The organism is Pseudonocardia sp. HH130630-07, from assembly GCF_001698125.1.
GTDB lineage: Bacteria > Actinomycetota > Actinomycetes > Mycobacteriales > Pseudonocardiaceae > Pseudonocardia.
In genome coordinates this window covers 2,396,894-2,411,687 of record NZ_CP013854.1, presented here as the reverse complement: position 1 = coordinate 2,411,687, position 14,794 = coordinate 2,396,894, and the positions used below count along the sequence as shown (strand labels likewise).

Sequence of the window (14,794 nt, the reverse complement as noted above, 5' to 3'; positions counted from 1 at the left end):
TCCGATTCCTCCACGACGACCGGCCCGCCGGTGCCGCACCGTGGACGCATGACAGCAGAACCCGCACCCACCGTCTGGCCGGCGTTGCGCTACACCGACGCGCCCGCCGCACTGCGCTTCCTCGTCGACGTCATCGGTTTCCGCGAGGCACTCGTGGTGCCCGACGACGGCGGCGACATCGTCCATGCGGAGCTCCGGTGGCCCGAGGGGGGAGCCGTCATGCTCGGCTCGCTGCGCCACACCGAGGGCGTCCACGACGAGGCGTCCCCCGGCACCGGCGTCGTGTACGTCGTGACCGACCGGGTGGACGACCTGTACGCGACCGTCCGCTCGGCCGGCGTCGAGGTGACCCGCGAACTGGAGGACACCGACTACGGCTCGCACACGTTCTCGATGCGCGACGCCGAGGGCAACCAGTGGACCTTCGGCACCTACCGCGGCGCTGCGTGACCGGTCAGAGACGCAGCCGGGCGGCCGCCGCCGGATCGGCCCGGACCGGCAGGTCGGCCGGCTCCAGGACGACCACCTCGGGCGCGGGATCCACCAGCTCCAGCAGTCGTGGCAGGTACTCGACCAGGACTCCCGCGTCGTGCGCGGCCCGGTCGGCCGGGGAGGCGTACTGCTCGACGACCGTGATCCGCACCGGGTCCGAGCCCGGCTCGGTGTAGAAGGCGTAGCGCAGGGTCCGGGGCTCCTCCTGCAGCACCCGGGTCGCGAGCTCGCCGAGCAGGGCGCGCAGCTCCTCGCCGCGCCCCGGGCGGGCCCGCAACCGCACGACGACGACGGTCTCTGCCGCGCCGGTCATGCGCCGATCACCGGGAGCCGCAGCACGGAGGGCGTCGACCCACCGTGGTGCACGGTGTGCCGGGCGGTGACGGCCTCGTCGAGGGTGCCGAGCTCGGGCACGGTCCGGGTGTGCAGGTTGCGGCTGAAGCGGGGGAAGCTGGCCCCGGCCACCTGCACCCGGATCCGGTGCCCGCGGCCGAACCGGTGCGCGACGTCGTGCAGGACGACCGTCACCCGGTGTGGACGGTCGGCGTCGAGCCAGTCCTCGTCGCCGCCGTCGCGGTAGCGGGCCCGCTGCGCGCCCTCGGCGACGTTGACGGCGTACCCGCCGGGTTCGACGTCGACGAGCGTGACGCACAGGTCGGCGTCCGGCGCGGTGCTGGTGACGAACGTGACCAGCTCCGGAGCGCCGCCGACGGTGACGTCGGCGGCGAGCGGCTCACCGGTGTAGACGAGCAGGTCGGTCCGGCCGTCCACGGCGCGCTGGTCCTGGATGCCGCCGGGCGAGGCGGCCTGCACGCCCTCGAGCACGATCGCCCCGCCGTGGGTGGGGAACGGGTCGTGCGGGTCGGCGGTGAACGTGTCGGACCCGGCGGTCGCACCGGGCTCGCCCGGCCGGTCCAGCCGTCCGTCACCGGCGGCGCTGCGGGCGTCGCCGGCGCTGGTGAGGGCCCACTCCCGGGTCGCGACCGCCGGGGGCGGCCAGGTGTCCGCGTGCGCCCAGGTGTTCGCGCCGCCGACGTAGTAGGCGACCCGCCCGGGACCGGAGAGGTACCGCCGGGCCGCCGGGTGGCCGGAGCCGTCACCGCCGCGCAGGTGCCGGTCGAAGAACGCGGCGAGCACCGGGCCCCAGACGGGCACACCGGCCGCCGCGTCCGGCAGCACCCTGGCCCCGACCTCGCCGGACGCCGTGTAGGTACCCATGTGGGTCCACGGCCCGGCGACGAGCGCGGCCCGCTCGTCGTCCCGCAGCAGCTCCGCCAGCCGGAACTGGGTCGGGCTCGTGAAGTCCCGGTACGCGGCGACCTGCAGGAACGGGATGGTGACCCGCTCGGGCTCGGTGAGCAGCGTCGGCCGGTCCCAGAACGGGTCGTTCGGCGAGCGCAGCCAGTCCGCCCAGAACGGGGCGACCCGGTCGTCGTCGAGCGGGGCGATGCCGGTCAGCGGCAGCCGCCCCAGGGTGGCGATGCGGTCGGCGTCGGCGGCGGCCAGCGACTCCAGCACCTGCCGGCGTTCCGCCGCGTCCAGCGACGTGTGGCCCAGCCCCTCCCGCACCATGCCGAGCGCGTAGGTCGTCAGGAATCCCAGCTCGAACAGCCCGCCCGGCCGGGCCGTGTGCGCCATGTCGGCGGTGCCGATCAGCGCGGCGGCGGCCGTGAGCCGCGGGTTGCGGGCCGCGACGGCCTGCAGCACGGTCATGCCCAGGTAGGACGAGCCGTACATGCCGACGGTGCCGTCGCTCCACGGCTGCTCCGCCGCCCAGTCGACGGCGTCGGAGGAGTCGTCGTACTCCTGGGTGAGGAAGTCGAAGCGGCCGCCGGACCCGGCGCGACCGCGGGTGTCCTGCACGAGCACCGCGAAGCCCTGCCGGGCGAGCCACAGCGGGTCGGCCACGATCCCCGAGACGCGGAAGGGATCGCGCCGGTCGTAGGGCGTGCGGTGCAGCAGCACCGGCCAGCGGCCGTCGCCGGCCGGGCGGTACAGGTCCCCGGCGAGGGTGACGCCGTCGCGGGTGGTCATGTGGACGTCGGCGTCCACCTGGGGTGGGTACACGGTCTCTCCTCCTGGTCGGTGGTGCGGGGACGGGCTCAGACGACGATGACCCGGCGCCCCCGCGTGTGGCCGGCGTGGCTGTCGGCGTGCGCCGCCGCGGCGTCGGCGAGCGCGTAGGACCGTTCGACCGGGATGTGCAGCCGGCCCCGCTCGATGAGGTCGACGGCCTCGGCGAGCGCGTCCGGCACGCTCCCCGCCGTCCCGGAGAACCGGACCCCGGACTCCGGCGCCGCGAGATCGGCGATCGAGACGACCCGGCCGGGATCCCCGGTCAGCTCGACCAGCTCGCCGATCACCCCGGAACCGGCGAGGTCGAGCGCCGCGTCCACCGGGCCGAGCGCGCGGACCCGCTCGGCCCAGCCGTCGCCGTAGGTCGTGGCGGCGGCGCCCAGGTCGCGGAGGTAGTCCTGGTTGGCCGGGCCCGCCGTGCCGATCACCGCGATGCCGCGCTCGCGGGCGATCTGCAGCACCGCCGAGCCGACACCGCCGGACGCGCCGCTGACCAGCAACGTCTGCCCGGGTTCGACGCCGACCTCACCGATGATGCGCAGCGCGGTCTCGACCACCGACGGGTACCCGGCCGCCTCGGCGAAGGAGAGCCCGCCGGGCATGCGGGTCCAGGCCGTCAGCACGGCGTGCTCGGCGTAGGTGTCGATCCCCTCCCCGAACACCCGGTCGCCGACGCGCACGTCGTCGACGCCCGGGCCGGTCTCGTCCACCACGCCGGCCGCGTCCAGCCCGACCCCGCACGGCAGCCGGACCGGGTGGGCGGCGAGCACCTGGCCCTCCCGGATCCGCCAGTCGGCGGGATTGACCCCCGCCGCGCGCACCGCGATGCGGACCTGACCGGGGCCCGCGTGCGGTTCCTCGGCGTCGACCAGCTGCAGGACCTCGGGACCGCCGAACTCGGCGAAGCTCACCCTCTTCATGGCCGCACCGTAGCACTAACCGTTAGCTTTTTGAATCTGTTGCACTTTCGTACTTGGTAGCATCGACCGATGAGCACGCCGACCGGACGCCGGGAGCGCAAGAAGGCCGCGACCCGGGAGCGGATCGCCGACACCGCCCGCAGGCTCTTCGCCGAGAGCGGGTACGACGCGGTGGGCATCCGGGACGTGGCCGCGGCGGCCGACGTCGCCGTCACCACGCTGTTCTCGCACTTCGCCTCGAAGGAGGCGCTGGTCTTCGAGCACGACCTCGACTTCGAGAACCGCCTCGTCCACGCGGTCGCCGGGCGCGCGCCCGGTGCGCCGCTCGTCCCGGTGCTGCGGGAGGAGATCCGGGACATGGTCCGGCACTGCACGTCCGGTGCGGCCGCCCCGCTCTGGCGGATGATCGACGGCTCGCCCGCACTGCGACAGTACGAGGAGTCGATGCGGCTGCGCCACGCGGAGTCGCTGGCCACCGCCATCGCCGCCGATCCCGGTCCGCCGCGCAGCACGACCGCCTGCCGGACCATCGCCCGGTTCGCGGTGGACGCCCACGGGCTGGCCCGGGAGTCCGGCGACCCGGACGCCGCGGTGGACGAGATCTTCCGGATGGTCGAGGCCGCCTGGGCGAGCACCACCCCGGAGCGGGCCGGCTGAACCGAACGTCGTGTGCGGACGCCGCCCTGCGCGCTAAGATACAAAAATGTATCTGGATCCACTTTCGTATTCGGAGGACCGGTGCGCACCTACCGAGTGACCCTCCGGGGGCGGTTCGCCGACGTGCCCGGCGCCGCGGGCGAGCACCTGCGGGCCGTCGCGCACGAGCACGGCGTCCTCGCGGCCCGCCACACCTCCGACGGCACCGTCACCTACGGGGCCGAACTCCGCGGCCTGGTGTTCCGGCACGAGTCCCGCCAGGGCGACGACGCCGACGACCCGGGGGAGAGCGCGGGCGCGGCGGCCGCGCACGCGGTGCACGCCTGGGCGGCGGCCCACGGCGTCACCGTCACGATCGACCGGACCGACACCACCTGCCTGGACGACATCACGATCCGCCGCCGGAACCGTCGTGCCGGCTAGGGCGTGTCTCCCAGATAGGCGGACCGGGGTGCGCGATGCTTGATCGGTGCCGCGTACCGCTGTCCTGACTGATGCCCAGTGGGCCCGTCTGGCGCCGCTGTTGCCCTCCTCCGAGGGTCGTCGCGGGCGCCCGTTCCGCGATGACCGCCGGGTGATCGAGGGGATCATCTACCGGTATCGGTGCGGGCTTCCCTGGCGCGACGTCCCAGCCGAGTTCGGGCCGTGGCAGACGTTGTGGAAGCGGCACCGCCGCTACAGCGGCGACGGCACCTGGGACCACATCCTGGCTGCTCTTCTGGTCGAGGCCGACGCCGCCGAGGTGCTCGGGTGGGCGGTCAGCGTGGACTCCACGATCATCCGTGCCCACCAGCACGCCGCGACCCTCAAGCGCGACACAGGGGGCCGGATCGAACTACACGAATCTGCTCGCCGAACCAGCAGATCACGCGCTGGGACGGTCCCGCGGAGGGCTGTCGACGAAGATCCACCAGCTCGTTGACGGGCACGGCCGCCCGCTGGTGGTCCTCCTCGGCCCCGGCCAGGGCGGCGACTCGCCAATGTTTCCGCACCTGATGGCGCGCCTGAGCATCGCCCGACCGGGCCCGGGACGACCCCGGACCCGGCCTGAACGCGTGCGCGCGGACAAGGCCTACTCCTCACGCGCGATCCGCCGGCACCTGCGCGAGCGCCGGATCATCGCTGTCATTCCGGAGCCCTCTGACCAGCAGGGACACCGCAAACGACGGGGCTCACGCGGTGGCCGACCGCCCGCATTCGATCCGGTCGACTACCGAAACCGCAACGTCGTCGAGCGCGGGTTCTGCCACGTCAAGCAGTGGCGCGGGCTGGCCACCCGTTACGACAAGCTCGCCCTGACCTTCCGCGGCGGCGCCGTCCTGAAGGCAATCGTCACCTGGCTCCGCGCATTGGGAGACACACCCTAGGCGCAGCCGGCAGGAGTCACAGGCATTGACCCGGGCCCGGCTGCTCGCCGCGGCGGCGGAGGTCTTCGCCGAGTCCGGGGTCGCCGGGGCGTCGGTGGAGACGATCGCCGAGCGCGCCGGTCACACCCGTGGCGCGTTCTACGGGCACTTCGCCGGGAAGGACGAGCTGGTCGCCGCCCTGCTGGAGGAGCGGACCCACCGCGAGCGGGAGGAGGTGGCCGGGCTCGCCGCCGCCGGGGGCGACACCTGGGAGGCCCTGCGCGAGTGGCACCGGCAGCGCTCGGTCCACGTCGAGCAGTGGCTGGCACTGCGACTGGAGCTGGTGCGCCACACCCTGAACCGCGCACCCGGGGAGCGGTCGGTGCTCGCCGGCCGGGAGACCGTCGCCCGGGAGGCGCTGACCGGCGCGGTGGCGCACGAGCTGGGCGTGGACCGGGCCGGGGCCGCGTTCACCGCGCTGGTCGTCCACGCTCTGGAGGACGGCCTGGCCATCCAGCGGGCCATCGACCCCGACTCGGTCCCGGCGGACGCCGTCGTGGCGGCGACCGAGATGGTCCTGCGCGGGGCACGGCGGCCGGGGGCAGGTCCCGGGCACTGAGCAGCGGCCGGTCCGCACGACAGGACGCTACGCCGTATCGCCGGTGACCCTGCAGCTGGAACGGGCAGCGTCCTAGTTCGTGGGTGCCCGCGTCCAGTACGCTCCGCCGGCAGCGCACCACGGAGGAGGACTCCCATGTCGACCAGCCGGCAGCCGGAGCCGCCGTTCCGGGTGATCGCGGGCCGGATCCGGGACCGGATCGAGTCCGGCGAGCTGCGTCCGGGGGACCGGGTCCCGTCGATCCGGCAGATCGCCCAGCGCTGGGGGGTCGCCATCGCGACCGCGACCCGGGCCGCCGCCGTCCTCCGCGACGAGGGTCTCGTCGAGCCGCGGACGGGAGCGGGAACGGTCGTCACCGGGCGAGCGGGCACCGGCACGACCGTCGCCACCGGCGGCCGCCGGGGCCCCGAGCGCCCGGCGACCCCCGGTCCGGCCGCCACCGTGGCCGCAGCAGCCGGGCCCGACGGGCAGGCACGGCGGGACCGGTTGCTGCGGGTGGCGATCACGATCGCCGACACCGAGGGGCTCGAGGCGGTGTCGATGCGCCGGCTCGCCGCGCACCTCGGCGTCGGCCCGATGTCGCTGTACCGCTCGGTCGCCGGCAAGGACGAGCTGCTGGCGCAGATGGCCGACAGCGCGTTCGGCGAGGTCGTCCTCCCGGACCCCGGGCCACCGGGCTGGCGGGCGAAGCTCGAGCTCGTCGCCCGTGCGGAGTGGCGGCTGTTCCGGCAGCACCTGTGGCTGCCGGCCACCGTGTCGCTCACCCGGCCGATGCTGGTCCCGCACATGATGGCGCACTCCGAGTGGACGCTGCGTGCGCTCGACGGGCTCGGGCTGCCGATGGCCGTCCGGGTCCGCGAGATGCTGACGCTGCAGTCCCTGGTGCTGAACATCGGCGTCGCGGTGGCCGCCGAGGTCGACGCCGAGCGGGACTCCGGGCTCCCGCTCGACCGGTGGCGGGTCACGCGACGACCGCAGGTGCGCCACGCCGTCGATCCGGCCCGCTACCCGCTGCTGGCCGCCATCCCCGAGGGGACCGCGGAGGATCTCGGGGAACTGTTCGAGTACGCGCTCGCCCGGCACCTGGACGGCCTCGCCGTCCTGCTGGAGCGCACCGGCGGGCCGGCGGAGCAGGCATGAACGCCTACACCGACGACACCGTGTTCGCCGCGATCGCGGTCGCGCGGCGGCGGTTCGCCGACCTGGCCGCCGGGCTCACCCCGGAGCAGCTCGACCGGCCCAGCCTGTGTGCCGGCTAGCGGGTGCGCGACGTCGTCGGGCACCTGAGCATCGCCTCGAACCCGCCGCGGGCCGCGCTCCTGTACGAGGTGGTGCGGGCACGCGGGAGCTACGACCGGGCGATGGACCGCATGTCCCGCGCCGCCGCGGCGGCACCGGTGCCCGGGCTGGTGGCCACGATCCGGGCGAACGCGGACAGCCGGTTCGCCGTCGCCGGGGTCGGGCCGCGCGGGCCGCTGACCGACGTGCTGGTGCACAGCGTGGACGTCACGGTCCCGCTCGGCGCCGGGTTCGAGGCGGACCCGGCGGCGGTCGGCACGGCACTCGGGTTCGTGACGGGCCGCCGGGCCGCCGCGTTCGTCCGGCGCGGGCGGCTCGACGGGCTCCGCCTCGTCGCGGCCGAGCGTCCGGACACCGGATACGGCGACGGGACCGAGGTACGGGGTCCCGGCACCGACCTGCTCGCCGCGGCCTGCGGGCGGGCGGCCGTGCTGGACCGGCTCGACGGTCCCGGGCTACCGGCCCTGGCCGCCCGGCTCGTACCGGCGCCCGGGGACCCGGCCCGCTGACCCGGCCCGCCGGGTCAGCCGGCCCGCCCCGCCGGGCCGGGGTCGCCCGTCCCGACCCACCACGCGGCCACACCGACCGCGGTGAACAGCGGGATCGCCAGCAACGCCACCGGACCGGCGAGGACGGCCAGCACCCCCAGCACGACGACGGCCGCCCCGGCCCCCAGCGCGGCGTGCAACGCGAGCACCGTCGCCGCGGCACCGCCCGGCGTACCGGCCACCCAGGCCAGCGTCCGGACGACCGACCCCACGAACACCGCCAGCACGATCCCGGCCACGATCGCCGTCGTCGGCAACGCCGCCCCGGCGGCCAGCACGAGCGGGATCGCCAGCGCGGTGAGGACGGCGGACAGCAGGGCGCGCACGGATCGCCGGACCGGCGGGACGGGGGTGTTCACGTGGACCCATTATTCATCCGCTGACCAGCGGTGACGATGTAATCTGCGTGACCCGTCCGGGCCGGTGGCGCGGCTCAGTAGAGCCGCTCGGCGTACTCCGCGCCGTAGTACCGCTCGATCTGCTCCAGCGGCTCGTCCGGCCGGGCCAGCTGCTTCGCGATCGCCGCCACCGACGGCAGCCGGTCCGCCTCCGGCCAGGTGCCGGAGCGCCACAGCTCCGAGCGCAGGAACGCCTTCGGGCAGTGGAAGAACACCTGCTCGACAGCGATCTCACAGGCCAGCAGCGGCCGCCGGCCCCGGACGGCGAGCGCGTCGAAGTAGTCGGCGTCGCGCACCAGGCGCGCCCGGCCGTTGATCCGCAGGGTGTCCGAGCGGCCGGGGACGAGCAGGATCAGCCCGACGTGTGGGTTCTCCAGGACGTTGCGCCAGCCGTCCACCCGGCCGTTCCCCGGCCGCTCCGGGACGGCGACGGTGCGGTCGTCGACCACGTGCACGAACCCGGCCGGATCGCCCTTCGGCGAGACGTCGCAGGTCCCGTCGGCGCCGGACGTGGCCAGCAGCACGAACCGGGACACCGCCAGCCACTCGCGGTGCACGTCGAGCAGCCGGTCCCGCTCCTTGGCCAGCGCCGGCTGCGACGCCACGCCGGTGATCTCCTGCAGCTCGGCCAGCGTCCGGATCTCCCGTGCACCCATACCCGGAACGCTAACCGCCCCCGCATCCCCTTTCCCCGGTTCCACTCATGGAGCTTCGGCCTCGTGTCGCGAGGCCGAAGCTCCATGAGTGGAACGGCGGGGGGTGGGGAGGAGAGTGGCGCCGCGGCGGGAGGCGGGGGGTTCGCCCGCGGCGGCCATCTCCTCGGCCACGCGCAGCAGCTCCGCGTTGACCGGGGTCGGTACGCCGTGGGCCGCCCCGAGGGCCACGATCTCGCCGTTGAGGTAGCGCGCCTCGACCGAGCCGCTGCCCCGGCGCAGGCTCTGCCAGGACGACGAGCCCTGCCGGCTCCGCCCGGCCACCGGCCGCTCGGTGAGGATGCCCTCGCGGCGGACGCGGTCGTCGTCGCCGGTCCGGGCGGTGATCCCGGCGGCGGTGTAGCAGGCCGTCCCCTCCGCGGTGGCCGCCTCGACCAGCCGGGCGGCGTCCGGGTCGGCGAACCCGCAGATCGCGTCGACGGCGTTGCCCAGGTTGGTGAGCAGCTTGCCGTACTTCGCGTCCATCACCGCCGGGTCGGTGTGCGAGGAGAACCCGGCGGCCGTGAGATCGGCGGCGACGGCGGTGCTGGTGGCGTCGACCCCGGACGGCCAGCACCCGACGTCGAGCATCCCCGGCGTCGGCGACGACGAGGCGATCACCACCCCCGGCTCGTAGTGCTCGGCCGGGAGGATCACCAGCATGGCCTGCACCCGGTCGAACCGCCGGGCCGCGGTGCGCTCGTTGGCGACGCCGTTCTGTGCGCACACGATCGTGACGTGCGGCGCCACCCCGGCCAGCGTCTCCAGTACCGGCCCGGTGTCCTGCGACTTCACCGCCAGCACGACGACGTCGTCGGGCCGCCAGTCGATCTCCGACACCGCGGCGGCCGCCGGCACCGGGTAGGTCCGGGGCCCGTCCGGGGTCTCCAGCCGCAGTCCGTGCTCCCGCAGCGCCGCCAGGTGCGGGCCGCGGGCGATCAGCACCACCTCCCGGCCGGCCCCGTGCAGCCGGGCCCCGATGGTCCCGCCGACCGCTCCTGCCCCGATCACCACGTAGCGCACACCGGCATCCTCGCTCAGCCGTCGTGCCGGCGCACCACCGCTGCCGGAGCCTTGCGCCGCCAGGCCTCCTCGACCAGCTCGGCGAGCTGCTGCGGATCGACGCGCTCGAGGTCGACCAGGATCGACCCGTGGCCGTCGTAGTGCGCGGTGGTGGAGAAGGCCGGGTCGCCGGAGGCCAGCAGCGCCTCCTTCTCCTCGAGCGAGCACATCACCACGAGCAGGTCGTCGCTCTCGGTGCGCAGCCGGACGAAGCCCTTCCCGCGCACCTTCAGCGACGGGGTCCGGTACCAGGTCGACTCCTCGACCTCCGGCAGCCCCGATCCGATACCCACGACGTCGTCCCAGTCCGGCACGGGTCCATCCTGCGCGGTCCGGGCCCGCGGCGTCGTGGACGAACCGGAGCTCAGCCCAGACGGGCGGCGAGGAACCGGTCCACCGCGGCCTTCCCGGCCTCGACGTGCTCCGGCTCCTTCCACTGCTCGACCAGCTCGGCACCGGGGGCGAGCAGGGCGATCCGCCGGGATACCGCCTCGGGATGGAACCGGTCACCGCCGGCCAGCACCTGCCACGGCGTCGTGAACCGGGCCAGTGCCTCGTCCGGGACGGAGAAGAGCATCCCGCCACCGCCGAACATGTTCGCCCGGAACGACGCCCACTCGGCGTCCGGCGGGCCGGGGCGTTCCGCCTCGACGGCGGCCCGCCAGTCGTCGAACCGCTCCTCGAACAGGTGCTGGTTGTCCGCCCGGCCGATCGGCTGCAGCGTGACGGCCGCCCGCACCCGCTCCGGCGCGGTGGCCAGCAGGCTCGCGACGTACGACCCGCCGATGCACATGCCGAGCACCGCGAACTCGGTGACGCCGAGGTGGTCGAGGAGCGCGAGCTGGTCGGCGGTGTAGGTGGACCAGCCGTCGGTGCCGTGCACCTCGGCGGTCGACGCACCGGCGTTGCGCTGGTCCATCGCGATCACCCGGTACCGGCCGGCGAGGTGCTCGATCGGGTCCCACGGGGCGTTGCCCCACGCCTCGATCGTCGAGCGCATCCCGCCCGGGGCGATCAGCAGGACGGGGAAGCCGCCACCCCGCTCCTCGTAGTGCAGCGAGACACCCGGACGCTCGAACGTGGCCATGGGCGCGACGTTAGGATACCCGCGGGGGGCTCCGCCGCTCCGGACGGCGGCGCGCCAGGACGGCGGTGCCGTAGACGACCAGGGCGAGCCCCAGCAGCAGCATCGGGGTGAACCCGGGGCGCACCGTGTCGTCGAGCAGGGTGATGCCGACCATCCCGGGCACCACGACCTGCACGACCATGTAGAGCGCGGTCACCGTCGAGATGTCGCCGAGCTGCAGCGCTCGGGCGTAGTTGTAGAGGCCGGTCACCGCCATCCCCAGCAGCAGGTAGACCAGCGGCTCGGCCAGCAGGCCGGAGACGGAGAAGCCGTCCGACACGTGCATCGCGCGGATGCACACGGACCCGCCGCCGAGGCCGAGCCCGGCCAGCACCGCCGACGGCCACGGCCTGGTCTGCCGGTTCGTCGCCAGCGTCGCGATCATGAGCAGGACGAGCGCGCCGACGAGGACCGCGACCGTGGTGCCGTGCCCGCTCAGCGCCTCCTTGCGCTCGGTCCCGGCGCTGCCGGCGACCAGCGCGAGCCCGAGCACGCTGGCCCCGATCGCGAGCCGGTGCACCGGGCGCAGCCACTCGCCCCTGGCGTAGCGGGCGTAGAGGGCGGTCATCGCGATCGCCCCGGCCAGCGTGGCCTGGACCGCGAAGATCGGGATGTGCTGCAGCGCGACGACCATGCAGAGCCAGGTCACGATGTCCATCCCGATCCCGCCGACGAAGCGGGGACGGGCGAGCACCGCGGTGGTCCGGCCACCCTGGTTCGCCGCGTCGGCCTGCAGGATCGCGGCGACCGTGCTGCACAGCATCGCCAGCACGGCGAACACCATGCCGATCAGCACGTGCGGTCCCGGGGGGGTCGCGACCGGGCGGCGGCGGAGATCGTCACCGTCCGATTCTCGCCTACCGTTGCCGCGCGCTCGCCGGGCGGGCGTCCGGCAGCGGCGCGGACCGCTGCTCGGGAAGTACCGACGGCTGCGGGCTCACCTCGAAGAACCCGCTCATCAGCCCGCCCACGCCGGCATCGGCCGGAGCGTGCAGGACGGCACCGCGCTCGGCGCGTCCCGCGCGCTCGGCGGCGCTGCGCCACGGGGAGACGACGGTCTCGGCGCTGCGGCGCTGCCGGAGCAGGGCCCGCGGGCGCTCGGTGAGCACCAGCACGAGGACCGTGACCGCGACGCCGACGAGCAGCGGCCCGCCGACGACCAGGACCGGCCACCCGAACACCAGGTACGCCAGCACCAGCGCCACCGCCGCCATCCCGACGACCGCCCCCGCCAACCGCGTCACCACGTGCTCCCCTCGCGCCCCGGCCACCCCAGTGGTCACAGTGGTTTTACCACCTCGGGGCCGCGGGTCCGTGCAGGACGCGACACACACCTTCGGGCGCCGTCGTGGGCGTCGGTCGCCCCGGGGAAGGGGCCGAGCCGGCGTGGGGGCTCCCGGTTCCACGCCGGCCCGGCGGTCCGAATCATCCCGTCCCGGCCGTGTGCCGGGCGGGGTGGGGGTCACTCGCCGCTGTCGGTGCAGCGCAGCGGGTGATCCGTGGTCATGCGGGGGTGTTCGTCGCCGACGCCGGGGTGGCCGGGGTCACCGGCGCGGTCGACGTCGACGGGGCCGGGGTGTTACCGGCGGTCGGGGTCGGTCCGGTCGTCGATCCCTGGTCCTGGTCGCCTTCCGGCCCGGTCGGAGCCGGGCTCTCCGGGGTGACGGGCACCGACGGCTCGACCGGCGCCGGGGACGACGCCGGGGGGACCGGCGCGGGCGGCGGGACGACCGCCGGTGCGGGCGGCTGGGCCGCCGGGCCCGGACGGGGGGCGGCCGGCGCCGGAGCGGTGTCCCGGGCGCCGCCCGAACCGCCGGAGGACGCAGCCGACCGCGGGGCCCGCTCGTCGGCCTCGCCGGACGCGGTCGCCGGGGCCGGATCGGCCGGGGCGTCGGCGGCCGGGGCCACCGGGGCCGGCGCCGGGACCGAGGTGGCCGGCAGCGTCGGGGCCGCGCGCAGCTCCCCGAGGGTCTCCTGGGCGGGCCAGAACAGCAGCGCCCCGGCGACGGCGGCGGCTCCCAGGAGCCCACCGGCCCCGATCAGGATCCGCTGCCGGCTGCGGGGTGCGGCGGCCGGTCCGGCGTCCCGGGTCACGACGGTCTGCGGGACCGGGCGCTCCGGGAACGGGGCCCGCGGCGCCGGCACGGCTGTGGCGAGCGCCCGGGTTCCCGCCGGAGCTGCCGGATTGGACGCCCGGGTGGCCGGCGGCGCGGCGACGGGCCGCCGCGGGGCGGGCACCGACGGCGCCGGCCCGGTCGACGCGTCGAGCAGCGCCACCCCGGAACGGCCGCCGGGTGCGGCGTGCGGGCCGGTGACCCCGCGCGGACGCCCGGCCGGAGCGGGGCCGTTCCCGTCCCGGATCGGCTCGATCCGGGTTCCGGGCCAGGACGCCGGGCCGGGGGACACCGCGAGCGCCGCACCGCGGGCGGCGCCGTGCACCGGGTCGGCGGCCACCGCGAGCGGGCGGCGCAGAGCCGCGGAGAGCACCTGGACCGCGACCGGCATCCGCGCGGCACCACCGGTCAGGAGCAGGTCGGCGTCCGGGGCGACGGCGAGGGCGTCCTCGATCGGGCCGACCACCGGTTCGAGCAGCGGGCGGGCCAGTTCGTCCAGGTCGGAGCGGTGCAGGCGGACCGGGACCCGGATCCCGGGCAGGGCCACCCGGACGGTGGCGACGGTGCTGCTGGAGAGCAGTTCCTTCGCCGCCCGGCAGTCGTCGCGCAGGGCGGCCAGCGCCGCCAGTACCCGGGGGTCGTCGGTGTCGAGCGCGTCGAACGCCGCCGCCAGCTCCGGGGTCGCACCGCGCACGAAGGCGAACACCGCGTCGTCGACGTCGGCGCCGCCGGTCCGGCAGGTGGAGCTGCGCCCGGCGACCGCGGGCAGCGCACCGGCACCCGCCGGGCTCAGCACCGTCGCGGTCGCGCCGGTCCCGCCCAGGTCGACGACGGCGAGCGGGCGCGCGCCCGGGACCTCGCCGCGGTGCGCCAGCGCCACGGCCTGCGGCGCGGCGACCAGCGACACGGTCAGGCCGCGCCGGTCCAGTGCCGCGGCCAGCAGGTCGCGCTTGTGCCGGCCCCAGGCCACCGGGTGGCTGACCCCGATCCGCGCCGGCGGTTCCCCGCGGCGCTCGGCGACCTCGTCGACGAGGTAGCGGACCAGGCGGGCGCACAGGTCCTCGGCCCGGTACGCGACGCCGCCGAGCGAGAGCGGGGTCGGGTCGCCGACCCGGTCGAGGAAGCCGCGGGCGACGCGGTCCGGATCGGCCGGTGCCCTGCGGTGCGCGAGCTCACCGCAGAGGAGGTCACCGGTGGGCGTGGCGACGAGGACGGCGGGCAGCGCGTGGACCTCGGACACCCCGTCGTGCAGCATCGCGGCGGTCACCGAGGTGGCGCCCAGGTCGATCCCGAGCAGGTAGGACATGTCCCTCCTCCGGTAGGCGCCGAATCCCCCCGACCCGCCGCTCCTGATGGGTGTGCGCGCACCGCGCGACAGCACCCCTCCCGGTTCTCATCGGTGCCGGGGCCGGTCGCGTTAACCCCGTGCCGCACAGCGGGTCGGG

Annotated in this window: 19 protein-coding genes; 8 read left to right on the top strand and 11 right to left on the bottom strand. The window is 75.6% G+C overall.

Annotation, left to right across the window (positions count from 1 at the left end):
• The first annotated feature begins 48 nt into the window (after positions 1-48).
• Positions 49-450, top strand: a complete 402-nt coding sequence (locus AFB00_RS11680; protein ID WP_068797251.1) for a VOC family protein — start codon at positions 49-51, stop codon at positions 448-450.
• A gap of 4 nt (positions 451-454) precedes the next feature.
• Here the strand turns inward: AFB00_RS11680 and AFB00_RS11675 are convergent, their stop codons facing one another.
• The 3 genes from AFB00_RS11675 to AFB00_RS11665 are packed head-to-tail and all read right to left on the bottom strand — an operon-like array spanning position 455 to position 3,488.
• Positions 455-805: a putative quinol monooxygenase gene (locus AFB00_RS11675; RefSeq protein ID WP_068797250.1), complete on the bottom strand. Its 351-nt coding sequence runs from the start codon at positions 803-805 to the stop codon at positions 455-457.
• Complete coding sequence (locus AFB00_RS11670) at positions 802-2,559, bottom strand: CocE/NonD family hydrolase (RefSeq protein ID WP_156819494.1); 1,758 nt, start codon at positions 2,557-2,559, stop codon at positions 802-804. The genes AFB00_RS11675 and AFB00_RS11670 overlap by 4 nt, the downstream gene beginning before the upstream one ends.
• A 35-nt stretch (positions 2,560-2,594) precedes the next feature.
• A complete protein-coding gene (locus AFB00_RS11665; RefSeq protein ID WP_068797248.1) occupies positions 2,595-3,488 on the bottom strand; it encodes an NADP-dependent oxidoreductase in 894 nt (297 codons plus the stop codon).
• A gap of 69 nt (positions 3,489-3,557) precedes the next feature.
• Between AFB00_RS11665 and AFB00_RS11660 the strand changes: the two genes are divergently transcribed.
• The 7 genes from AFB00_RS11660 (at position 3,558) to AFB00_RS11630 (ending at position 7,918) form a co-directional block, all read left to right on the top strand.
• The gene (locus AFB00_RS11660) at positions 3,558-4,145 is read left to right on the top strand and encodes a TetR/AcrR family transcriptional regulator (RefSeq protein WP_068797247.1); all 588 of its coding nucleotides are present in this window, start codon (positions 3,558-3,560) and stop codon (positions 4,143-4,145) included.
• An 81-nt stretch (positions 4,146-4,226) separates the two neighbouring features.
• Positions 4,227-4,568 (top strand): DUF6204 family protein, encoded by a 342-nt coding sequence (locus tag AFB00_RS11655; protein ID WP_156819493.1) that lies wholly within the window; start codon positions 4,227-4,229, stop codon positions 4,566-4,568.
• Positions 4,569-4,632: 64 nt separating this feature from the next.
• A protein-coding gene (locus AFB00_RS31715; protein WP_442965865.1) for an IS5 family transposase occupies positions 4,633-5,512 on the top strand; the annotation gives its coding sequence in 2 pieces (ribosomal slippage) (positions 4,633-5,000 and positions 4,999-5,512; 882 coding nt in all).
• A gap of 25 nt (positions 5,513-5,537) precedes the next feature.
• Positions 5,538-6,110: a TetR/AcrR family transcriptional regulator gene (locus tag AFB00_RS11640; RefSeq protein WP_068797245.1), complete on the top strand. Its 573-nt coding sequence runs from the start codon at positions 5,538-5,540 to the stop codon at positions 6,108-6,110.
• 135 nt (positions 6,111-6,245) lie between these two features.
• Complete coding sequence (locus AFB00_RS11635) at positions 6,246-7,250, top strand: TetR/AcrR family transcriptional regulator C-terminal domain-containing protein (RefSeq protein ID WP_068797244.1); 1,005 nt, start codon at positions 6,246-6,248, stop codon at positions 7,248-7,250.
• On the top strand, positions 7,247-7,369 hold the full coding sequence (locus AFB00_RS35485; RefSeq protein WP_257785253.1) for a hypothetical protein: 123 nt from the start codon (positions 7,247-7,249) through the stop codon (positions 7,367-7,369). The genes AFB00_RS11635 and AFB00_RS35485 overlap by 4 nt, the downstream gene beginning before the upstream one ends.
• Before the next feature lie 3 nt (positions 7,370-7,372).
• The gene (locus AFB00_RS11630) at positions 7,373-7,918 is read left to right on the top strand and encodes a hypothetical protein (protein ID WP_083275454.1); all 546 of its coding nucleotides are present in this window, start codon (positions 7,373-7,375) and stop codon (positions 7,916-7,918) included.
• A 14-nt stretch (positions 7,919-7,932) separates the two neighbouring features.
• Here the strand turns inward: AFB00_RS11630 and AFB00_RS11625 are convergent, their stop codons facing one another.
• The 8 genes from AFB00_RS11625 to AFB00_RS35595 form a co-directional block, all read right to left on the bottom strand.
• The gene (locus AFB00_RS11625) at positions 7,933-8,316 is read right to left on the bottom strand and encodes a hypothetical protein (RefSeq protein ID WP_068797243.1); all 384 of its coding nucleotides are present in this window, start codon (positions 8,314-8,316) and stop codon (positions 7,933-7,935) included.
• Between the two features lie 74 nt (positions 8,317-8,390).
• A complete protein-coding gene (locus AFB00_RS11620; RefSeq protein ID WP_068797242.1) occupies positions 8,391-9,011 on the bottom strand; it encodes a pyridoxamine 5'-phosphate oxidase family protein in 621 nt (206 codons plus the stop codon).
• A 45-nt stretch (positions 9,012-9,056) separates the two neighbouring features.
• Positions 9,057-10,070 (bottom strand): ketopantoate reductase family protein, encoded by a 1,014-nt coding sequence (locus tag AFB00_RS11615; RefSeq protein WP_083275453.1) that lies wholly within the window; start codon positions 10,068-10,070, stop codon positions 9,057-9,059.
• Positions 10,071-10,084: 14 nt separating this feature from the next.
• Complete coding sequence (locus tag AFB00_RS11610) at positions 10,085-10,423, bottom strand: MmcQ/YjbR family DNA-binding protein (RefSeq protein WP_068797241.1); 339 nt, start codon at positions 10,421-10,423, stop codon at positions 10,085-10,087.
• Between the two features lie 50 nt (positions 10,424-10,473).
• Positions 10,474-11,196 (bottom strand): alpha/beta fold hydrolase, encoded by a 723-nt coding sequence (locus tag AFB00_RS11605; RefSeq protein WP_068797240.1) that lies wholly within the window; start codon positions 11,194-11,196, stop codon positions 10,474-10,476.
• 10 nt (positions 11,197-11,206) lie between these two features.
• On the bottom strand, positions 11,207-12,031 hold the full coding sequence (locus AFB00_RS11600; protein WP_068797239.1) for a hypothetical protein: 825 nt from the start codon (positions 12,029-12,031) through the stop codon (positions 11,207-11,209).
• A 61-nt stretch (positions 12,032-12,092) separates the two neighbouring features.
• Entirely contained in the window at positions 12,093-12,479 is a 387-nt protein-coding gene (locus AFB00_RS11595) for a hypothetical protein (RefSeq protein ID WP_156819492.1), read from the bottom strand.
• 259 nt (positions 12,480-12,738) lie between these two features.
• Positions 12,739-14,655 (bottom strand): Hsp70 family protein, encoded by a 1,917-nt coding sequence (locus AFB00_RS35595; RefSeq protein WP_068797237.1) that lies wholly within the window; start codon positions 14,653-14,655, stop codon positions 12,739-12,741.
• Positions 14,656-14,794 lie beyond the last annotated feature (139 nt).